At 64.7% G+C, this 21,607-nt stretch carries 16 protein-coding genes; 4 read left to right on the forward strand and 12 right to left on the reverse strand.

Annotated features, from left to right (window positions below):
• Positions 1-6: 6 nt before the first annotated feature.
• Both greA and AC1HIY_RS10605 read right to left on the reverse strand, forming a co-directional pair.
• Positions 7-486 carry a transcription elongation factor GreA gene (gene greA / locus AC1HIY_RS10600; RefSeq protein WP_479576706.1) on the reverse strand — a complete coding sequence of 160 codons (480 nt, stop codon included), beginning with the start codon at positions 484-486 and terminating at the stop codon, positions 7-9.
• Between the two features lie 204 nt (positions 487-690).
• Positions 691-1,251 (reverse strand): C40 family peptidase, encoded by a 561-nt coding sequence (locus AC1HIY_RS10605; protein WP_479576707.1) that lies wholly within the window; start codon positions 1,249-1,251, stop codon positions 691-693.
• 941 nt (positions 1,252-2,192) lie between these two features.
• Here AC1HIY_RS10605 and AC1HIY_RS10610 point away from each other — a divergent pair.
• The 4 genes from AC1HIY_RS10610 (at position 2,193) to AC1HIY_RS10625 (ending at position 7,986) form a co-directional block, all read left to right on the forward strand.
• The gene (locus tag AC1HIY_RS10610) at positions 2,193-2,543 is read left to right on the forward strand and encodes a YtxH domain-containing protein (protein WP_479576708.1); all 351 of its coding nucleotides are present in this window, start codon (positions 2,193-2,195) and stop codon (positions 2,541-2,543) included.
• A gap of 102 nt (positions 2,544-2,645) precedes the next feature.
• A complete protein-coding gene (locus AC1HIY_RS10615; RefSeq protein ID WP_479576709.1) occupies positions 2,646-3,158 on the forward strand; it encodes a BrxA/BrxB family bacilliredoxin in 513 nt (170 codons plus the stop codon).
• Between the two features lie 102 nt (positions 3,159-3,260).
• Positions 3,261-5,384 carry an amino acid permease gene (locus AC1HIY_RS10620; RefSeq protein WP_479576710.1) on the forward strand — a complete coding sequence of 708 codons (2,124 nt, stop codon included), beginning with the start codon at positions 3,261-3,263 and terminating at the stop codon, positions 5,382-5,384.
• Positions 5,385-5,427: 43 nt separating this feature from the next.
• Complete coding sequence (locus AC1HIY_RS10625) at positions 5,428-7,986, forward strand: cation:proton antiporter domain-containing protein (RefSeq protein WP_479576711.1); 2,559 nt, start codon at positions 5,428-5,430, stop codon at positions 7,984-7,986.
• Between the two features lie 81 nt (positions 7,987-8,067).
• On the opposite strand, the gene AC1HIY_RS10630 is transcribed toward AC1HIY_RS10625, so the two are convergent.
• The 10 genes from AC1HIY_RS10630 to purH form a co-directional block, all read right to left on the reverse strand.
• The gene (locus AC1HIY_RS10630; RefSeq protein ID WP_479576712.1) at positions 8,068-9,537 is read right to left on the reverse strand and encodes a lipopolysaccharide biosynthesis protein; all 1,470 of its coding nucleotides are present in this window, start codon (positions 9,535-9,537) and stop codon (positions 8,068-8,070) included.
• Positions 9,538-9,543: 6 nt separating this feature from the next.
• The gene (locus AC1HIY_RS10635) at positions 9,544-11,154 is read right to left on the reverse strand and encodes a DUF6798 domain-containing protein (protein ID WP_479576713.1); all 1,611 of its coding nucleotides are present in this window, start codon (positions 11,152-11,154) and stop codon (positions 9,544-9,546) included.
• A gap of 142 nt (positions 11,155-11,296) precedes the next feature.
• On the reverse strand, positions 11,297-12,274 hold the full coding sequence (locus AC1HIY_RS10640; protein WP_479576714.1) for a GNAT family N-acetyltransferase: 978 nt from the start codon (positions 12,272-12,274) through the stop codon (positions 11,297-11,299).
• 55 nt (positions 12,275-12,329) lie between these two features.
• Positions 12,330-13,739, reverse strand: coding sequence for an ATP-dependent protease ATPase subunit HslU (hslU, locus tag AC1HIY_RS10645; protein WP_479576715.1), 1,410 nt, complete (start codon positions 13,737-13,739; stop codon positions 12,330-12,332).
• Positions 13,740-13,941: 202 nt separating this feature from the next.
• Positions 13,942-15,015, reverse strand: coding sequence for an NYN domain-containing protein (locus tag AC1HIY_RS10650; protein WP_479576716.1), 1,074 nt, complete (start codon positions 15,013-15,015; stop codon positions 13,942-13,944).
• A gap of 195 nt (positions 15,016-15,210) precedes the next feature.
• The gene (hslV, locus tag AC1HIY_RS10655) at positions 15,211-15,759 is read right to left on the reverse strand and encodes an ATP-dependent protease subunit HslV (protein ID WP_479576717.1); all 549 of its coding nucleotides are present in this window, start codon (positions 15,757-15,759) and stop codon (positions 15,211-15,213) included.
• A 256-nt stretch (positions 15,760-16,015) separates the two neighbouring features.
• Positions 16,016-17,566, reverse strand: a complete 1,551-nt coding sequence (dacB, locus tag AC1HIY_RS10660) for a D-alanyl-D-alanine carboxypeptidase/D-alanyl-D-alanine endopeptidase (protein ID WP_479576718.1) — start codon at positions 17,564-17,566, stop codon at positions 16,016-16,018.
• Positions 17,567-17,768: 202 nt separating this feature from the next.
• The gene (gene mreC, locus AC1HIY_RS10665) at positions 17,769-18,578 is read right to left on the reverse strand and encodes a rod shape-determining protein MreC (RefSeq protein WP_479576719.1); all 810 of its coding nucleotides are present in this window, start codon (positions 18,576-18,578) and stop codon (positions 17,769-17,771) included.
• 66 nt (positions 18,579-18,644) lie between these two features.
• On the reverse strand, positions 18,645-19,655 hold the full coding sequence (locus AC1HIY_RS10670; RefSeq protein WP_479576720.1) for a rod shape-determining protein: 1,011 nt from the start codon (positions 19,653-19,655) through the stop codon (positions 18,645-18,647).
• A 238-nt stretch (positions 19,656-19,893) separates the two neighbouring features.
• Positions 19,894-21,495 (reverse strand): bifunctional phosphoribosylaminoimidazolecarboxamide formyltransferase/IMP cyclohydrolase, encoded by a 1,602-nt coding sequence (purH, locus tag AC1HIY_RS10675; protein WP_479576721.1) that lies wholly within the window; start codon positions 21,493-21,495, stop codon positions 19,894-19,896.
• Positions 21,496-21,607 lie beyond the last annotated feature (112 nt).

Here is a 21,607-nt window from a genome sequence, read left to right on the forward strand (position 1 = left end):
GGAGTTTTACCGGGAGATCTCGAGGATCTCGAGTTGCACCTTTCCGGCAGGGACCGCGATCTCGACCACGTCGCCCACGGCTTTTCCGAGCAGGCCTTTCCCGATGGGACTGCCGATGGAGATTTTGCCCTGCGCGAGGTCGGCTTCCTGGGCAGAGGTCAGCGTATACGTCTGTTCGGCGCCGTTCCGAAGGTTCTTCACACGCACCTTCGAAAGGATATACGCCTTGCTCGAATCGATGGTGCTCTCATCGACGATGCGTGCGTTCGAGATGGTCTGTTCGAGCTTGGCGATGCGCGCTTCGAGGTGTCCCTGTTCTTCCTTGGCGGCGTCATATTCCGCGTTCTCGGAGAGGTCGCCCTGAGCCCGCGCCTCGGCGATGGCTTTGGCAATGCGGGCGCGCTCTTTGGTGCGCATGAACTGGAGATCTTCCTTGAGCTTCTGCAGCCCTTCCTCGGTGAGGTATACGGTTTGCGGCTTTTCCATAAAAACCCGGGTTGCTGACGAGAGATGGTTGGCCCGAAGGCGAAGGCAATAAAAAAGAGAACGCCACGGCCTGAAGAGCGGCTGCGGCGAGCGATGTCGGCATGTATGTGCGGAATCCGGGCGGACCACCCGTTCTCCGTGACAAGCTTGCACGCGCATGTGCCGCGCCGGGATCCCGTCAGGTAGAAAAAAAGGGGGTTTCGCCTACCATCCGCGCGTTTTCGAGGCGCCTCGGGCGGCGGACGTTTCTGCGCCCGAGGACGGGAGCAGGCGACGGGCGGTCCAGTAGGCGTCGCGCCAGTACGGCTCGTCGAGCCGCGAGATCATCACGCCTCCGCTGCTCGAGGCGTGGACGAACTCGCCGCAACACAGGTAGATGCCCACGTGCCGGGTGCGTTTCCCTTCGGTGTGGAAAAAGACGAGGTCGCCGGGGCGGAGGTCCTCCTTCCCGATAGCCGTTCCCGCTCGCACCTGTTCGGCGGTGGTGCGGGGGAGGCGGAGACCGAAGACGTCGGCGTACATGCGGAAGGTGAGGCCGGAGCAGTCCACGCCCTTCCGCGAGAGGCCGCCCCACACGTGCGGCGCGCCCATCCACGACCGCGCCTCGGTGCGGAGAAGCGTCTCCACTTCGGCCTCGTGAGGCGCGTCCGCGCGTGGCTCGGGGCTGAGCTTTGCCGAAGAGGCACATCCGGCGGCGACCGTCGCGGCGAGGGCCAGGAGGACGGCGGCGTGGAGCGTGCAGGAAAGGCGGGAGCGAGGGCGCATGAGGATCGGGGCCGGCGGGCGCGGCGTCTTCGGTTGCGGTCCGGGAGGATATGCCAAAGATACACACCACCGCCGCGCGGGGAAACACCCGTTCGCCCGGCAAAGGGTTCGCCGGGCGATTCGATGCGGCGGGCGGGGAACCGAGTCGGGGCGGGTCGTTTAAATTCTTAATCAAATCTCGTAATCAAAATATCACGTCCAGTAAAATATGATTTATTCACACGCGAAATCTAAACGATGAAAAGAGGAAAGAAGGGCATTATCGTAAGAACAGGCTTGGCAGTTATACTTGTCGCAGTATTGCTGTTAGTTGTGTTTAGACAATTAGGATGGATATCGAGCTTCTCCGGGATACCCCCATCCCAAACAGTCGAGAAGCAGTCTACAGCGTCAAGGAATTCAGGGATATCTTTCCAAATCTTGATTCACTCATCCTCAGGATTGGACTATCCCGAAGCAATGTCTGTCCGGGATTCGCTCAACGATAACGGATATAGAGCCATTGGTCCTATTGTGCCGCCGACAGTGGCGCGAGTAGACCATGATGAATTGCGCTTCTTCCACCAAGCGGATGAGACATATGCGAAAGAGATTGGGAAAGTAATATCCCGGTGTTGTGGTTTAATTCCCGTGGTTCGACTATGGCAGCAATATGAACAACGAGTTCCGGAAGGATATTTTGAGTTGTGGCTGAAGTAATTTGGGAAGCCAACATTATTGGAGAATTTGCAAGGTGAAAATTTGGTACCAATACGATTGAGATTGATTTGTTAAAAATATCTGTCGGAATTATGGATTAGTGCAAATGCTGGCGCTTCTGCTCTGGCACAATAGTTTCCTGTTTGCTCTGAGTTATCCTCCGATTCGATGCGGCGGGCGGGGAACCGACCCGGCGCGGGTCGTATAAATCCATAGTTTCCATTTCATCAGCCCCGCCGACGATGCATATCCGAAGAGACCTCTTTTGGACGGCGCTGTTCGCCTTTGCGGGCGGCTTCACTGCCGGAATGTTGTGCGCTCCGCACTCCGGGCGCAAGTCGCGTGAGATCATTGCCGGGCGGGTTCGGGCCGAGGGCCGCCGCCTCGAGCAACAACTCCGTGCGATGGAGGAGCAGCTGGCCGCGCTCGAAGCGCAGGTGGCGGAGACCGGCCGCGAGGTGAGCGAGAAGGTGCGGGAGACTGCCGAGCGGGTGGTGGATCAGGTGACGCCCTCGCTGGAAGATGATCCGGAGGCGTGGCGTGTGGAAGACGAGGAACTCACGCGCGATCTGCGACGGATGCCGCGCCGTTGACGGCCCCGGGGCGCACGGTGGATCAAAGCGCCGCCTTCCCCGGTTGAAGACAGCCATCCGAAAGAATTGCGACCCCGATCACCGGAAATCAACGTACGCGATATGCCCTATCCCGAATCTCTCGTAGCCCCGATGCGGGCCGAACTGACGCGCCTCGGCGTGGAAGAATTACGCGACGCCGCAGCCGTGGACGCCGCATTCGAAGCCGCCGAGGATCAGACGATGTTGCTCGTCATCAACTCCGTGTGCGGCTGCGCGGCGGCCAATGCCCGCCCGGCGGTGGCCCTCTCTCTGCAGAGCCCCGTCCGTCCGGATCGCCTCGCCACGGTTTTCGCCGGGCAGGACCTCGACGCGACGGCTCAGGCGCGGCAGTACCTCGCCGGCATCCCGCCCTCCTCGCCGTTTATCGCGCTTTTCAAGGCGGGCGACCCGGTGTTCGTGCTCGAGCGCAGGCACATCGAGGGGCGTTCGGCCAGCGCCATCGCAATGGACCTCGTGAAAGCGTATCAGGCGTTCTGCGGAGAAGACGAAGGTGAGGCGCCCGCGCCTCCCGTAGAGTCTGAAGCGCCGTCTGCCGAGACGCATCTGCCGCCCACGTTCCGGTCGATCCTCTGAGCCTCGCCCGGCGAATGTACCTCCTAAGAAGCCGACTTCCCTCGGGAGGTCGGCTTTTTTTCTTATGTTGTCGGACCTTCGTTCTTCGAACCTCGGGAAATCATGTCTCTTCTGAAAAAATCCGGACGGCTAAAGAAGGAACTGGGGCTATTCGACGTCTACGCCATCAGCACGGGGGCGATGTTTAGTTCGGGGTTTTTTCTTCTCCCCGGTCTGGCTGCGGCCAAGACGGGCGCTTCGGTCGTGCTGGCCTATCTCATTGCGGGCGTGCTGATCCTGCCGGCCATGTTCAGCAAGGCCGAACTGAGCACGGCCTTGCCCCGGGCCGGGGGCACGTATTACTTCCTCGACCGGAGCCTGGGACCCATGCTCGGAACCATCGGGGGGCTGGGGACCTACCTGGCGCTTACGCTCAAAACGGCCTTCGCGCTCGTAGGCATCGGGGCCTATGCGTCTCTTTTCATTGAGCTGCCCATCAAACCCGTGGCCATCGTTCTGACGGCGCTGTTTGTCGGGATCAATATCCTCGGGGCGAAAGAGACGAGCGGGTTGCAACGCTGGTTGGTGGTGATCCTGATAACGGTGCTGGCCTTCTTTCTTCTGCAGGGCTTTCACGAGATCATCTTCGAGCAGCCTCGCGCGGTGACGCGCAGCCGGTTCACGCCGTTCATGACGTTTGGTATGGAGGGGTTGCTGGGCACCGTGGGGTTCGTCTTTGTCTCTTATGCGGGGTTGACCAAGGTGGCCAGCGTGGCCGAAGAAGTGAAGGATCCGGAGCGGAACATCCCGCTGGGCATGATCCTGTCGCTGGCTTCTACGTCGCTCGTCTATGTGGCGGGGGTGTTCATCATGGTGGCCTTGCTCGAGCCGACAAGCTTTCACGCCGACCTCACGCCCGTGGCCACGGCGGCGGAAAGCTTCTTCGACTGGCTGCCGCATCCCTTCGGGCTGGCGCTGGTGGTCGCGGCGGCGCTGGCGGCCTTCGCTTCCACGGGCAACGCCGGGGTGCTCTCGGCTTCACGATACCCGCTGGCGATGGCGCGGGATCGGCTCCTGCCGGACGTCTTCGCAAGACTGGGACGCTTCCATACCCCTACGTTTGCCATCCTCGCCACCGGCGCGCTGATGGTCTTTTTCATCCTCGTGCTGGATGAAGAAGGGATCGCCAAGCTGGCCAGTGCTTTTCAGTTGTTCATTTTCATGCTCGTCAGTCTGGCCGTCATCGTCATGCGAGAGAGCCGGATTCCGTCGTATGATCCCGGTTATCGCTCGCCCCTCTATCCCTGGATGCAGGTGGGCGGGATCCTCATATCGATCGTGCTGATCGCGTATATGGGATGGCTGGCGATCTTCTTCACCCTGGGGATCGTGTTTTTCTGTCTGATCTGGTATGTTCGGTATGCCCGGCCGAGGGTTGTGCGGGACGGCGCCATCTACCACTGGTTCAAGCGGCTGGGAGAACGGCAGTATGAAGACCTCGACCGGGAATTCCGGACCATTTTGAAAGAGAAGGGGTTGCGGACCGACGATCCCTTCGACGAGGTGGTCGCCCGGGCACAGGTGATCGAGTTGGAGGCGGACGAGACGTTCGAGGACCTGATCCGGAAGGCGGCTTCCCTGTTTTCGGAACGTCTGCCGGCGCCCTCCGAAAAGCTGGTCGAGGGGTTCATGCATGGCACGCGAACGGGAGCCACGCCGGTCGCCGGAGGAGCGGCGCTTCCGCACCTGCACGTGCCCGGCATCTTTCGCCCCGAAATGGTGCTGGCCCGAGCCAGGAGTGGTCTGAGCGTTGGTGTTGTGGATGCCCTCGGAGGCGAGGAAGCCATCCACGAGGTCCACGCCGTATTCATGCTCGTCAGCCCCGAAGACAACCCCGGCCAACACCTTCGGATGCTGGCGCAGCTCGCCAACCGGATCGACGAACCGGACTTTTTGGAAAACTGGCTCCGGGCGCGCAATGCGGCGCATCTGAAAGAACTGCTCCTCGGAGACGCGCGGCACCTCACCCTGAGGCTGCGCTCGACCGAGCCTACGCGGGAACTCATCGGCAAGGCGCTGAAGGAGTTGTCGTTGCCAAGAAACTCGCTCGTCGTTATCATCCGACGGGGAGATGACATGATCGTCCCGCGAGGAGAGGCAACCCTTCAAGAAAACGATCGGATCATTATCATCGGAACCCCCGACGCTCTGAGAGACCTGAGGGCGAAGTACGTAGCCGGGCATTGAGGGGATTCCCCGGGCCCTTCCCGCAACCTTGAAGGAGAAGATCTTGACCGAGCAAATCGTCATCGGCATCGTCAGCGTCATCGTGCTCGGGATCAGCGCGCAGTGGATCGCATGGCGGTTTCGTATGCCCTCTATCCTCCTGCTCCTGATCTTCGGGTTCCTGGCCGGGCCGGTCACGGGAATGCTTCCGCCCGCCTCGCTCCAGGGCGACTGGCTGTTTGCGTTCGTCTCGCTGTCGATCGGGATCATCCTCTTCGAGGGAGGCTTGAGCCTGCGCCTCTCCGAATTGCGGGAGGTAGGCAAGGTGGTCTTCAATCTGATCACCGTGGGCGTGCTGGTCACGTGGGTGCTTGCCGGATGGGCCGTGCACTACTTTGGCGGGTTCAATGTGGGTTTGTCCGTGCAGATCGGGGCCATCCTGACCGTCACCGGGCCGACGGTGGTGATTCCGCTCTTGCGGCACGTGCGGCCGTCCGGGCGGGTGGGCGCCATCGCGAAGTGGGAGGGCATCACCATCGATCCGGTCGGCGCGATCCTGGCCGTGCTCGTCCTCGAAGCGATCCTGCTGCTGAGCCAGTCCGTGCCGGTGGTGGGGGAGAGCGGAGACATCGGGAACGCGGTGTTTCATGCCGTGGAAGGCCTGCTCCTGACCATCTCGATCAGCGTGGGCATCAGCGTCATCGGCGCGGCGCTGCTGATCCTGCTTTTGCACCGCCGCCTCGTCCCGGATTATCTCCAGAGCCCCATCGCGCTGATGGTGGTCGTCGGGACGTTCGCCCTCTCGAACGTGTTGCAGGAGGAGTCGGGGCTGCTGGAAGTGACGTTGATGGGCATCATGATGGCCAATCAAAAGTACGTGCCCGTCCGTCGGATCACCGAGTTCAAGGAAGATTTGCAGGTCCTGCTCATCGCCTGTCTCTTCATCCTTCTGAGCGCGCGGCTCGAACTCGATGCGCTCAACTATATCAATAAGGGCACGCTGATTTTTCTGGGGGTGCTGATCCTTTTCGTGCGGCCGGTGGCGGTCTTTCTGTCTACGCTGGGGACGAATCTGAACTGGCGGGAGAAGGTCTTCCTTTCCTGGATGGCGCCCCGGGGTATCGTGGCGGCGGCAGTGGCCTCGCTCTTCGCCTTCCGTCTCGAATCCATTTATCCGAACGAAGTGGAAGGGCTGGTGCCGACGGTCTTCCTGGTGATCGTGGGGACGGTGACGGTGTACGGCCTGACCATCTCTCCGCTGGCCCGCTATCTCAAACTGGCCGAGCCCAACCCGCAGGGTGTGCTCATCCTCGGGGCGCACCTGTGGGCGCGACGCATCGCGCAGGTGCTCCAGGATCTCGGCTTCAAGGTTTACCTGATCGATTCGAATGCCGACAACATCGAACGGGCCCGCCGCAGCCACCTTCCCGCCTCGGTCGTCAATGCCCTCTCGGAGTCCGTGCTCGATGAACTCGACCTGAGCGGCATCGGACGTTTTCTCGCGCTGACGCCCAATGACGAGGTGAATGCCCTGGCCGCGCTGCACTTTGCGGAAATCTTTGAAAGCACGTCGGTATTTCAACTGGCCGGTCGGACGGAGGAGGGGAACGCTGAGCGCAGCGCGCTGCCGGCGCATCTGCGGGGACGTCCACTCTTTGGCGGGAAGGTCACCTTCTCGATGCTTAACGATCGCTTTAACAAAGGAGGCGAGATCTCGGTCATAGACGTCACCGAGGACGTGCCCTATGAAGCGCTGGTCGATGCCTATGATGGAGACGTGGTGCTGCTTTTCGTGGTGCGGAACGGCGAACTGATCGTCCATGCGGAGGAAGGCCAACTGACGCCGCAGCCGGGAGACAAAGTGGTCGTTTTCCTCCCGCCCCAGGCCAGAGAGAAAGCCGAAGCGGAGGAAGTATCTTTCGAGGAACTGACGACGCACGCTTTTGTGGTGGACCTGGCCGAGCCGTTGCCATTCGAGGACATCGTGGAGGAGGTTTCGGCGCAGCTTGCTCAGCGTCTGCCCGTGACGGCGGCTCGCCTGGAGAAAGGGTTCCTCGACGGCGCCCGCTATGGCGCGATGCCGGTGACGCACGGGGTGGCGTTGCCTCACCTCCGGGTGCCGGAGATCGACGAACCCGAACTGGTGCTGGTCCGCTGCCGGGACGGCATATGCATCACGTTGCAGGATGAAGACGGCGAGCACGAGTCCGAGCCGGTCTATGCGATCTTCTTCCTGGTCAGTCCGGAAGAGAAACCCGGGAAGCACCTGCGCACGCTGGCCAATCTGGCCTCCCGCATCGACGAACCCGATTTCATGGATCGCTGGCGCAATGCCCGGGACGAGGTCGAACTCAAGGAGACCCTGCTCGACCGGGACCATTACGTGGCCTTCACGCTGCGCTCCGACGACGAGACGGCCGTCTTCCTCGGACGCGACGTCGAGGACCTGGAACTGCCTCCCGGGTGTTTCGTGGCGCTCGTGCAACGGCACGGCAAGCAGTTCACCCCGAGCGGATACACCCAGTTGATGGAGGGCGACCGGCTCATCATCATCGGAGAGGCGACGGCGATCCGCGCGCTCAAGGCCCGTCTTTCCCTGTCGAAGCGTACGGCGACGTCTTGACTTCCTCCGGGACGCGACCCCCTCAGGGAGCGCTCCCATGCTTCCGCCCTCCTGGCGCGCGACGAGCCTTGGGGGCGCCGTTCAGCCGGGCCGAGCCTCGAGGAGCCGGTCGCGCCAGAGCACGAGCAGCACGTACGTCGCCCCGGCTCCGGCGAAGGCCGCCGTGGTGAGGACCGGCCGATGGAAGGTGAGGGAAACGCCGAGAAGGAGCAGTCCGGGTAGGCCGAAGATGAGATACCGGAGATAGGGTCGTGCGAGGGCGCCCCAGGAGACGCCGGAGAGGCGCGTCAGGATCACGATCTGCGCGGCGCGCGCTGCGCCTCCCGCCAGACCCAGCGCGGCCAGGCACACGTCGGCGTCGCCGGTGCGTGCGCCCGCGTAGAGTGCGGCGGCCAGGACGACGAACATGCCAAGGCTCACGGCCAGGTCGAGACGCTGACGTTCGAGCACGTCGAACAGGCGGGTCAGCGGGGAGGCGACGGCCGAGAGGAAGAGCCACGGGCCGAGGTACTGCACATACCGCCCGCTCGTTCGCCACGCGGCGCTGAAGACGAAGTCGAACACGTCGGGTCCGGCTAGCAGAAGCGCGAGGGTTGGAAAGAGGCCGATCATCACGAGCCGCCGGTGCACCGTGGCGGTCAGCCCGGCGAGTGTTCCGTCGCGGTGGGCCTCGGCGGCATGGACGAAGAAGACCTGCGCGACGGCGGCCCCGACGAGGCTCAACGGGATGAGCAGCGCGTTGAAGGCCAGTCCGAAGAGCCCGACGACGGACTGTCCGAAGAAGGGGAGCAGCAGAAAGAACGGCATCCGGGTGACGAGGGCGCTCAGGAGCGTGGAGGGCATCGAGAAGAGCGGGAAGCGCCGGTAGCGCCGGGCCGGATCGCGCAGGTGGAGCCCGCGAAAAGCTTCCCGGAAGAGGGCGCCGCTTCGGCGGAGGGCGGCCCACAGAAGGAGCGCGGCCGCGACCATGTTCCCGAAGACGAAGCCGCCGATCAGCCCGCCCGCGCCCGCCTGGATCGGCGGCAGTCCCGCCCCGATGCGCGCCGTGACCATGGCCCCCGCCTGCGCGGCCTGCGCCGCCGAGATGGGACGGAAGCGTTTCGTTCGGGTGAGCCAGAGCTCGGACAGCCGGGCCGCGCGCGTGATGAGCAGCGCCGGCGGGAGGAGCCAGAGCCAGGGGGCCAGCGCCGGCGCGCCGAGGAAGCCCGCGAAGGCCTCGCGCCAGGGGAGCAGAAGGCCCGTGAGCGCCACGAAGCCGGCGACGAGCACCGCCGCGCGGCCGAGCACCGACGCCGCCTCACGGTCGGATTCGGGCAGCATCAGCGCGTCTTCATACCGGAGGGAAGAGATCGGGATGAGCACGCCGAGGAGCGCCACGAAGACGTCCGCCAGCCCGAACGCCCCGGGGGTGTACAGGCGCGTGAGGACGGGTTTGGCGAGGTAGGCGAGGAGGAGCGCCGTCGCAGCGCCGGAGAGGAGCGTGAGCACCGAGGCGCGGAAGCCGCCGGGCGCGATCAGACGTTTGTGCCACGCAAGGGGACCCTTCGTCATGCGTTGTCAGCCTCCGGTCGGGGGGACACGGTACACGGTCCATGCATCGTTGCGGTAGACGGCGCGAAACCCCGCGCGCGAGGGGAGCGGGGCGTGCCGGACGACGTACCCGAAGCCGTAGCGTTCGGAGAGGCGGCGGAGGTCCTCCGCGCTCAGCGCCTCATACGCCGCGTCGAGGGCGGGAAGAAGCGACGCCCCGCCGCGCTCGGGAGACGGCGCCGGCGCGAGGTCGGTCAGCCGTCGGTGCCACTCGTACATATAGCGGTCCTGAAAAGGAAAGGCTTTGAAATTAACCACGATGGCACGCTGGGCCTGGCTCCGGAAGCCGGAGAACGAAGGCGGCACGGCAAAGATCGCGTCCGTCGGCGTCTGCGTGCGCACCCACCGTTCCAGCCGCTCGACGGGGGCGCCCTGCCGCGCCAGCGGGTAAATGCGCTCCGTCACGAAGTCTTTCCCCGTAATCAAACCGACAAAGACGACGGTCCATCCGGCCAGCATCAGCAGCGCGGGCCACGGTTTCATCATCGTCCGGCGCAGCCGCTGCCACGGACGGTTGGGCAGCCACAACGAGACGGCTCCCGAGGCGACGATGACAAAGAGCACCTTCGCCATCACGGTCAACTTGAAGAGCTGAAGTTTGGTGATGAAAAGCGTGGGGCGGACTTCGGTGAAGACGTATCCGACGCCGCACAGCACGGCAATCATCAAAAGCGTGCCCACGAGCAGGCGCAGGTGTGCGAGCTTTTTGCGGACGGCAGGGAAGGCGAGAGCGAACAGGGCGACGGCCGCGAGCGCACCGAACCGGATCGCGGCATGGGTGGGGAAGGCGTCCGGGAGATAGTGGTGCGGGGCGCGGAAGGCGGCGAGGATGTAGAAGAGCGAGGGCGCGTCGTCCGGAGGTGGGACGGTTCCGGTGAATTGCTGGTAGAGGAGCGGAAGCAAGACGGGGGCGGCGAAGACGACGAAAAGCCCTCCGAAGAGCGCCGTTCTCCGAACCATCGTTTCGCGGTTCTCCGGCTCAAGGCTCTGGAGGAGGAAGACCAGCCCGAAAAGGCCCGCCAGCTGAAGCGCGACGAGGGGTTGCATCCAGGCGGCGAGGCCGAGCAGCGCGGCAGCCCGCACCGGGCGGGCGTGCATCAAGGCGTAGACGCCCCATAGCCCGAGCCCCCAGCCCGGCATGCTGGGCACGAGCATCCGGTGCGCGAGGTCGTTCCCCCCGAGCGTCCACTGCGGCGTCAGCACCAGCGCGACGATCACCGCCAGCGCGGCGGCCAGCCGGTCGCGTGTGAAGGCGTGGGCCAGCGCATAAACCGCCGAGGTCAGGAGCAGCCACGCCGCCGTATAGAGCAGCAACACCGCCATCCACACCGGAACCATCGACGCCAGCCCCTCCAGCAACCCGACAAAATACGTTCGCACGTGAAAGCCCGACGCCTGCGTCTGTACGAACCAGTCGTGCTCGAAGAGACCGGGATGGAGCCGCCTGAGCAGGTCCGGCAGAAACTCGTCCTGATCGCTCTGGCCGAAGTCATAGCCGAAGCGAAGAAAGTAGAGGAGCGACGCCGCCAACGTGGCGAAGAGCGGCTCGGCATAAGAACGGGGCGTGTCGGAACGCATGGCGGCACCTGCCGGCGAGGATCGGCGCGTCTCCTTTCGCCTCTCGGGGGAGTCGCCTTTCGGGCGGAGAGGCGCAGAGGGCCGGTAACCGGGCACGGGTTCGAGGACAACTTCTTTTTCCTTCGAACGACCGGCCTCGCGCTTAAACTCGTTTCAATGAATAAAGCACGCGCAGCGCCCTGGGGCGGATCTTCTCCAGGCGAAAATACGGGGTGAGCCTGGGGCTGAAGCGACGTTTGAATTCGGCAATAGACGGGGTGTTCGCGCCCACGAAGTCGAACGTCGTGAGGCCGTCGGCATGGAGGCGGGGCAGCATCTCGCCGAGGAGGACGGTCATGGCGGGGCCGGGCCGGCTGCCGGCGACCCAGTAATGCGCGGTGTGTCCGTCGTGGAGTGTGGCGACGGCCGCTTCGGGTGAGGCGCCGCCGGTGGGTGTGGCCGTGAAGATACGAACCAGCTTCTCTTCGCGCATCCGCTCGATGAAACGAACGAGTTTGCCGGGCGGCAGGGGGAGGGCGCGCCCCTGCTCCGCATACCGTTCGGCAAGGAGTTCGACCACGGCGCTCGCTCCGGGCGCATCGGCCAGCACGCGGTAACGCCCCCGCGCTTTCCGAAAAGTGCGCCGCGCCCCGCCCGACCATCGGGCCGTGAGCGTCGGCTCTTCGGCGAGCGCGAGGCGGTAGGTGTACAACGGGGCCGCGCTCCATCCGCGCCACTGGGCCGGGCGCACGTCCGGCAGCGTCGGGGGAAGGTGCAGGCGCGCGACGTCGAGGCGGGCCTCCAGCGCGCCGAGAATCGCCTCGAAGGCGGAGTTTCGGGCGTGAATCGCGGCTTCGCCCGGCGAGGCGCGGAAAAGCAGAGGCGTGAAGGCGGTGAACGGCGGCACGACGCCTTCGTGGAACGGCCCGCGTTTCCGTCGGAAGATGAGCGCGCCTGCCTCGTCCCGTCCGGCGTCTTCGACGAAGACGACCTCGCACGGCAGCCCCGAGGCGTCGGCGGCGGCGCGGGCGTACGAAAGCGCCGCGAAGGCGCATCGCTGGGGCGAGACCGCCCGGAGCGCCTCCCATCGCTCCTGTGCCTCGGGCGCTTCGAGCGGGTATATGTGCGTCTGCCGGGTCATCGCGCGGGAAGCGGGCGGGACGAGGGACGCCGCGAGCCGGATGCGCGCAGCCGCCTCAAAGGATGTACTGGCTCAGGTCCCGGTTCTCCACCACCGCGCTGAGCTTGGCATGGACCATCTCGCGGTCGGCGACGACCTTCCCGCCGCTCAGGTTGTCCGGAACGTCGAAGAGGATGTCTTCGAGCAGGGTCGTGACGATGGTGTGCAACCGCCTCGCCCCGATGTTCTCCACCTGCTCGTTCACCTCCGCCGCGATGCGCGCGATCTCTTTCACCGCCTCGTCCGTAAACTCGATCTCGACCCCTTCGGAGGCCAGAAGGGCCCGGTATTGCTTGAGGAGCGCGTTTTTGGGCTGGGTCAGGATTTTGTAGAAATCCTCTTCGTTCAGGCTCTTGAGCTCGACGCGGATCGGGAAGCGGCCCTGCATCTCGGGGATGAGGTCGCTCGGTTTGGCCACGTGGAACGCGCCGCTGGCGATGAAGAGGATGTGGTCCGTCTTGACCATGCCGTACTTCGTCATCACGCCCGAGCCTTCGACGATGGGCAGGAGGTCCCGCTGCACGCCCTCGCGGGAAACGTCCGTTCCTCCGCGCGACCCGGCCGAGCGCACGGCCACCTTGTCGATCTCGTCGATGAAGACGATGCCCGACTGCTGCACGCGTTCGAGGGCCTCTTTCGTGACCTTGTCCATGTCGATGAGCTTCTGCGCCTCTTCCTGCGCAAGCACCTTGCGGGCTTCCTCGATCTTCATGCGCCGCTTTTTGCGCTTCTTCCCGCCGCCGAGGTTGCCGAAGAGGTCCTGCAGGTTGACGCCCATCTCCTCCATCCCCATCGGTCCGAAGACCTGAAGCATCGGCGTCTGTTCGGACGCGACCTCCACTTCCACTTCGCGCCCGTCGAGCTCGCCCCGTTTGAGCATGTCGCGGAACTTGCGCCGGGTGCGCTCGCGCATCTCGGCCTCGGTCGCGTCTTCGACGTCGTCGTTCGTCTCGGGCGAGGGACGCATCAGGAAGCCGGGGCCGGGCACGAAGTCGGCGGTCGGCATCTTGACGGGCGGGATGAGCAGGTCGAGGATGCGTTCTTCGGCCAGCTCGCGGGCGCGTTCCTGCACGGCGTCGGTGTGCTCGTCGCGCACCATGCTGATCGCGATGTCGGTCAGGTCGCGGATCATGCTGTCCACGTCCCGGCCCACGTAGCCGACCTCGGTGAATTTGGTGGCTTCCACCTTGATGAAGGGCGCGCCGGCCAGCCGCGCGAGCCGCCGCGCGATCTCCGTTTTGCCCACGCCCGTCGGGCCGATCATGATGATGTTGTTCGGCATGATCTCGTCCCGCATGTCGGCGGGGGCGTTCAGCCGTCTCCATCGGTTGCGCAGCGCGATGGCGACGCTCTTTTTCGCCTCGCCCTGCCCGATGATGTATTTATCCAGTTCGGCGACGATTTGCCGGGGAGTCAGTTCTTGCATATCGATGGTTATGATCCGGAAGAGGGGACGCCGTCGTTCTCAGCGAGAACGTTCCGATGCGATAACGCCCTAACGCCGCAAGGCCCCATATGCTCCGAAGGAGACCGGTTCAGGAGTTTCAGGCACGGGACCCGGAAAAGCAAAACGCGACGTCACGGCAAACCGATCGATCGCGTTTTGAGGGGAAAGGTCCGGGCAGAGATCAGTCGGTGTCGATCTCGCGGGCTTCCGACTCCGGATAGTCGATGTCGTCGGGAGCTTCGGGAGCGACGTACCCGCTTTCTTCGCTGTATACGGGGTCCTCGTAATCGTCGTAATAATACGGATCCTGAGGCTCGTCTTCGGGGAAGACGTCCGGTTCGGCGGCTTTCTGTTCGTAAAAGTCCTGCCGGATCAACTGCACGTCCGGGTGTTCGGTATCGACGAGGAGAACCGTGTAATCATACGGGAAGCCCCGGCGCTTCTCGAGCCAGACGGCTCCCGCGTCTTCGAGGTCGTTGATGATCGACTTCGGATCGTGCTCTTCGTCGCCGAGCAGTTCGGAGAGTTTGCGGAGGAGGGGGGTCAGGTACACCTCCTCATACTGCCCGAAGTGCTCTTCGATGATCTCGAGCGTCTGCCGCGCTGCGTCGTTGGTGACGGTCTGGTACGTGATGTTCTCGCGGGGTTCGCGGGGCGCGGCGCCGTTGCGCACGGCGCTCTGGACCTTGTCGCCGAGCAGGAGCTTGCGCGAGGGCTCGCTGAAGAGGTTGTACGCGTCGACGAAGACCTCTTCGCCCATGAAAGAGAGCGCGTCGGTGGACCGATGTGCCTCCAGCGTGACGAGCAGGACCGTCCGGCCATAACGCTTGAGTTGCTGCAACAACGGGAGGTAGGCCCGCCCGCCGGTGACGATGGCAAACGTGGTGATGTCGTCCCGCTGATGGAGCACGTCCATCGTCTCGGCGCAGAGCTGGATCTCCGCCGCGTTGGCCTGCACCGAGGTGGGTGCGAAGCGCGGATCGACGTCCTGAAGGGCGAGGGTGCGCTGGATGAACGAACCGTTGCTGAGGCTGCTGAAGTCCGCGTAGGCCGCCGTCAGGTTGGTTGGCGTGCGCAATTCTTCGAGCAAATAACGCCGGAGTTCGTCGATGACTTCCACGATGAGGTCATCGGGATGGGAGCGATTGTCGAGACGCTCGCTCAGGCTAGCGTAAAGGTCTTCATAATCGACGAAAACGGCCGCCCGGCGATTCTGATGGCGGGGCTGGTGGTTGGAGTATTTTGAGTATCGCATTGGAATTTATGATTCAGGTGATAAGAAAGAGACCGTCAGGCTGATGCGATTGATGACGCTCGCGGGTCGGGGACGCCGAAGAGAATCGTGGATGGCGATTCTGCAAGGGCGGAATGCATGCCGGCACAACGAGCGGAGACCGTCGGGTCTGTCAGTCATGGGGGGATTTCATGGGGTGAGGCGTCCGGATAAGTCTTATCCGGCGCTTTTCCTGGCTTCGAGTTCAAGGATCGTGGTGTGGTGGTTGGTATAGATACAGATGTCGGCGGCAATGTGGAGGGCGTCCTCCACGACGGTGCGGGCGCTCAGGTGGTCGGCGTGCCGGAGCATGGCGCGCGCAGCGGCCAGGGCATAAGCCCCACCCGAGCCGATGGCAAGGATGTTGTCGTCCGGCTCGATGACGTCCCCCGTGCCGCTGATCAGGAGCATCCGGTCCGCCGAGGCGACGGCCAGGAGCGCTTCCAGACGACGGAGGTAGCGATCCGTGCGCCAGTCCTTGGCCAGCTCCACCGCCGCCCGCGTGACGTTGCCGCCGTACTGCTGAAGCTTCTCTTCGAAACGTTCGAACAGCGTGAACGCATCCGCCGTCGCACCGGCAAAGCCCGCGAGAATCTCGCCCCCGTACAGGGAACGGACTTTCTGCGCCTTGTGCTTCATGATGGTGTTCCCCATCGTCGCCTGACCGTCGGAGCCGAGGGCCACTTTGCCGTTGAGCGTGACGCCTACAACCGTAGTGCTTCGCATGGTGGGACGCGGAGAAGGAGCCATCGAGGCGGCGATGGACGAACGTACAGGGAGTGACGGATTGGAAGCAGACACGTCAAAAATAAATCTGTTGTGAAATTACTTGTTGTTACAAATAAATCCCGGCGTCTTCGACGGATGCCGCAAATTTTTCGGTGAAAGGGCTTTCACAAGCAAGTGGGAGAAAGCAATCATGGCCCCGCTCTTTGAGAAAGTCCCCGTTAAACGCAGCAAACCGGCCCTTGTTTGCCGGGCGTCATCGCGGATGGGCCAGCAGGCGCACCACGGCGTCCTGGGCCTCTCTAACCTCAGACGTTTTAACCGTGTAATGGTTACTCATGAGCACGAACGCATAGGGCGTCCCGTCCGCGCCGGCGACGTACCCGCTGAGCGTGCTCGCGTTCGAAACGGTGCCGGTTTTGGCGCGCACCTTCCCGCGCATGAAATCGTCCCGGTAGCGGTATTCCAGCGTTCCGTCCACCCCGCTGACCGGCAACGAAGCGAGGAAGGCCTCGCGTGTAGCCGGGTCGGGATGACGCCACATGTACGTGAGCACCGCGCCCGTCATTTCGGCGGTGACGAGGTTCATCCGGGAGAGCCCGGAGCCGTCGACGAGCTGGATGCGGCTGGTGTCGACGCCGGCGCGGGCAAACGTCTCCATCGCCACGGCGAGGCCCCGCTCGGCGGAACCGGGCGGGTAGTCCTCGGGAGCATGCGTTTGCGGATCGAGGGGACGCTCGGCGGCCAGCGTCTTCAGCAACTGCTCGGCGTACAGGTTGTGGCTCTTTTTGTTGAGCACCTCGACGATCTCGGACAGCGGCGGCGAGGTGTGCACGGCGATGCGGCGAAGCGCGCCGCCGTCGTAGTCCGGTTTGATCGGCGCGTCGTCCACGTCCACGGGACGGCCCTCGACGGGGATGCCCGCGCGCAACAGCGTCTCGCGCAGCACGTGGACGAAGTACCGCGTCGGGTTGGCGATCGTAAGGGATTCTTCGTCGAGCTGTCCGGCGGGGACGCGGCTCGAAAGCTCGAGGACGTTGGTTCCGCGGGCGCGCGCATATCCTTCCTCGAGCGAGGAGTCGGCGGGGATCGTGAGCGTCCGGTTGATCACGCGCACGTAGTCGGTGCCGCCGGGCTCCCACGAGACGCGGCCGGGCGCGCCGGGGGTCTGCGCCGCCTCGATGGTCACGTCCACGCAGTTGTCGTTGAACGAGAGGCCGCTGATCTCGGCGCTGTACCAGTACGGCTCGTCGTCCCAGCTCCAGCCGTAGCCCAGCGGCTGATCGTCGAAGACGTCGTCGTCTCCGATCAGGTCGCCCCGGACGTACGTGATGCCGGCGGCGCGGAGCGAGTCGGCCCAGGCGCGGAAGACCTCCGTGAGGTCGCCGTCGTTGAAGCGGCCCCCGATGACCGGATCGCCGGAGCCGCGCACGATGAGGTTGCCTTCGAGCACGCCGTCGACGACCGGTCCGTCGGCATAGACAACCGTGTGATACCGAAAGTCGGGGCCGAGTTGATCGAGCGCCGCGGCGGTGGTGTAGAGTTTCGTGTTCGAGGCCGGGATGAAGCTCCGCGCGGCATTGCGCTCGTACACGACCTCGCCCGTGTCCAGGTTCATGATCCACGCCGCCCACCAGGCGTTGGCGAAAGCCTCATCGTCGAGGATCTGTTCGATGGCGTCGCTCAGCGGCGGCTGCATCGGCTGTGCCGCAAGCGGGCGAAGCGCCGAAAACACGAGGCACAGCCCTGTCAGGGCGAGGCAGAGCCGCGCGCCGCAAAGAAGTCTTGATGTCGAGCGGGAACGCATGATGAGAGGGAGGCCGCGCGGAGAAGGATGTCCGAATAAAAGGAGACGCGGCTCAAAAAGAAAGCAAGGGGGGAGGAATCATACGAAATAGTGAACGCAAAGGTATGGAAGCGCGCTTTCCTCGGCTATGGGAAATATTCCTTTTCGGGAACGTCGGGGACGGAAGCGCGGGCGAGGTCTCCGAGCCGGGGGGCCGACGCCGTTATTCGCCGGTGAGGATGCGGGCGGGGTCGGGCCGGTGGAGGACGACGAAGGCGTACACGGCGTCGCGGAGGCGGGCGTGGGGGGCGACGGAGACGAGCAACTCGTTGCGGCCCGGTCGCAGGGCCACCGAGTCCACCACGCCGATGGGATAGCCGGGCATGAACGTATCGCTGTATCCGCTGGTGACCACGGGCAGGCCCGCGTGCACCGGCTCGGTCTTGACGACGAAATCCATGACGAGCCGGTCGGGGTCCTTGCCGTCCCACCGAACGACGCCGTCCACTTCGAGGGGCTGGATGCGGGCGGGGACGCGGAAGTTGGTGTGGAGGTACGTCATCACCTCGGCGTGATGCGCGCCGACCAGGCTCACCTTGCCGATGATGCCGCGCGGGTCGATCACGGCCATGCCGGGCGCGAGGCCGTCTTCCGAGCCCGCGTCGATGAGGAGACGCCGGTGCTGGGAGTCTTTGGAGAGGATGCGTACGGCGCGGACGGGGAGGTCGAGCGAGTCGCGCAGGCCCAGGAGCCGGAGCAGGCGCTCGTTCTCGATGCGGGCTTCACGGGAGCGGGCCACCTCGCTCGAGAGCCGGATGTTCTCGACGCGCAGACGGTCGTTCTCGTCGAGCGCCCGGATGAAGCCGCCGGCCCACGCAAAAAGGCCCTCGACCCGCGCCGTGAGTTCGAGCGCCTCGGCCCGGAGCCCCCGCACCATCGGCTCGTTCTTGGCGAGCATCGTGACGACGGAGACGCCGAGCAGGCTCAGGAGGATGGCCCAGTCACGGAAGCGTTCCCAGTGGGCGGGATTCATAGAAGAAACAGAGCCGTGTCGGAAAGATCGTTCGGAGGCGGCGGAGCGTTCTCGGACGGGCCGTCGTCAGGAGAGCACCTTCTCGTAGTTCGCGATGTCGTCGAGCACGATGCCGGTGCCCCGGGCGACGGCCGTCAGCGGGTCCTCGGCGACGTAGACGGGCAGGTCCACGCGGCCTTTGATGAGCGTGTCGAGCCCCTTGAGCAGGCCGCCGCCGCCGGTGAGCATGATGCCGCGTTCGAGGATGTCGGAGCCGAGTTCGGGGGGCGTGCGCTCCAGGCATCGGATGACCGCCGCGGCAATCTGCGAGACCCCCTCCCGGAGCGCTTCCCGCACGTCTTCGGAAGAGATCTTGCGCACCTTCGGGATGCCGCTGACGAGGTCCCGGCCCTTCACGGAGACCTCCAGTTCGGGGTTCAGTTCCACGGCGCTGCCCACCTCGCACTTGATGCGCTCGGCGGTGCGCTGCCCGATGAGCAGGTTGTGGTTGCGCTTGAAGTAGCGCACGATGGCGTTGTCGAGTTCGTTGCCGCCGACGCGGATGGACTCGTCGATGACGATGCCGGAGAGGGCGATGACGGCGATCTCGGTGGTGCCTCCGCCGATATCGACGATCATGTTGCCCACGGGTTCGGCCACGTCCAACCCGATGCCGATCGCAGCGGCCATCGGCTCGTCGATGAGATAGACCTGCCGGGCGCCCGCGTGTTCGGCCGAGTCCCGAACGGCCCGTTTCTCGACCTCCGTGATGCCGCTCGGCACGCAGACCACCATGCGGCGGATGGCGGTGATCCAGTTCGTCTGCACCTTCCGGATGAGTTGCCGGATGAGTTGCTCGGCCACCTCGAAGTCTGCGATCACGCCGTCTTTGAGCGGAAGGATCGTCTCGATCTCGCGGTGGGTGCGCTCGTGCATCTGCTGGGCCTCTTGTCCCACGGCGATCACCTTGCGCGTGCTTCGGTGCACCGCCACGATGCTCGGCTCGTTGAGGACGATTCCTCGGCCCTTGATATAGATCAGCGTGTTCGCCGTGCCCAGGTCGATGGCAACGTCGGTTGCAAAGTTGAAGAAGCCCATTAAAGATCCTTGGAATACTGCCGGCCCTCCGTTCGGGCGAGGGCCTGTCTGCGTCTATGGGGGGAAGGAGGCTCGGGCTCCGAAGTCGCGGGGGGCGAAGCCGGGGCCGGGAGTCTCATGTCGGCGAAGTCCGTATATGAGACAAGGGGCGGAAAAGTTCATCCGGCGACGATCCGCGCGAAGGTCGCTCCTCGAAACGGCCCGATCCGCCGGAATATACTGCATTATCGTCCGGATGCTAGTGCCTGAAATGGCGTTTTCCGGTGAATACCATCGCGATACCGTGTTCGTTCGCAGCCCGGATCACTTCTTCGTCCCGGATGGAGCCGCCGGGCTGAATGGCGGCCCGTGCGCCGCTCTCGGCGGCGGCGAGCAGGCCGTCGGCAAAGGGGAAGAACGCGTCGGAGGCGATCACGGAGCCGGTGAAGTCGAGGCCGGACTTGCGGCCCTTCATCACGGCAAGCTCCGAGGCGTCGATGCGGCTCATCTGTCCGGCGCCGATGCCGAGCGTGGCCCCGTCCTTCGCATACACGATGGCGTTGCTCTTGACGTGTTTCACCACGCGCCACGCGAAGTCGAGGTCGCGCCATTCGGCTTCCGTCGGTGCGCGTTCGGTCACCACGCGGTAGTGCGCCCGCTGTTCACGCATCGGGGCGAGCACGGGGTCGCGCTCCTGCGCAAGCATCCCGCCGAGGACGGAGCGAAGGTCGAACGCGGCGTCCTCCCGCGCCGGCGCGAGGGGCCGGATGAGCCGGCGGTTCTTTTTCTTCCGAAGAAAATCGAGCACGCCTTCCTCGAACCCGGGCGCGATGATGATCTCGGTAAAGATGGCGTTGACGGCTTCGGCGGTGGCGCGGTCGAGGGGGCGGTTGACCACCACGATGCCGCCGAAGGGAGATTGCCGGTCGGTGGCGAAGGCGCGCCCGTACGCCGCTTCGAGCGTCTCCGCCGTGGCCACTCCGCACGGGTTGGTGTGCTTGAGGATGGCGCACGTCGGCGCTTCGTCGCGGAACTCGTCGATCAGGAGCAGGGCGGCGCTCAGGTCGAGGAGGTTGTTGAACGAAAGGGCCTTGCCGTGCAGTTGTTCGAAGAAGCGGCCGGGCTCTCCGTAGAGCGCCGCCGCCTGATGCGGGTTCTCGCCGTAGCGGAGCGTCTGCGCGCGCGGCAGCGAGACGGAAAGGGTCTCGGGCATCGTGGCCGGCTCGCCCGCCGGGCTCGTCCGCGCGAAGTATTCGGCGACGGCGCGGTCGTAGGCCGCCGTATGGGCGAAGGCCTGGTGCGCGAGGGCGCGCCGCGTCGCCAGCGAAAGCGCGCCGCCGGAGGCTTCCATCTCGGCGGCTACGGCGTCGTACTCCTCGGGCGAGGTGACCGCTCCGACGAAGAAGAAGTTCTTCGCCGCCGCGCGGATCATCGTCGGACCGCCGATGTCGATGTGCTCGACGGCCTCGGCGTCGGTCACGTCCGGGCGCGCCACCGCCTCCGCGAAGGGGTAGAGGTTGACCACGACGAGGTCGATGGGTTCGATGCCGTGCGCGTCGAGCTCGCGGAGGTCCGCAGGGTCGGTGCGCCGGGCGAGCAGCCCGCCGTGCACCGCCGGATGGAGCGTCTTTACCCGCCCGTCGAGGATCTCGGGAGCGCCCGTGAACTCGGAGACGTCTCGCACGGGCAGGCCTGCGCCCCGGAGCGCCCGCGCCGTGCCGCCGGTGGAGACGAGCTCGACGCCGAGCGCGTGGAGACGGCGGGCGAAAGCTTCGAGGCCGCGCTTGTCGAAAACGGACAGCAGCGCCCGCCGAACACGATAGCGGTCCTCGGGCGCGGGAAGGTCTTTTACGTGAATCATGAGCTTGGATGGGGAGCGGATCGTCGGACGGGAAAGGAGCGCCCCGCTCCGGACCCGAAAGAGGCCGTCCGGGAGCGCCGTTCGCGCCGGAAACTTAGCGCACCCCCGGATG

The organism is Rhodocaloribacter sp., assembly GCF_056451265.1.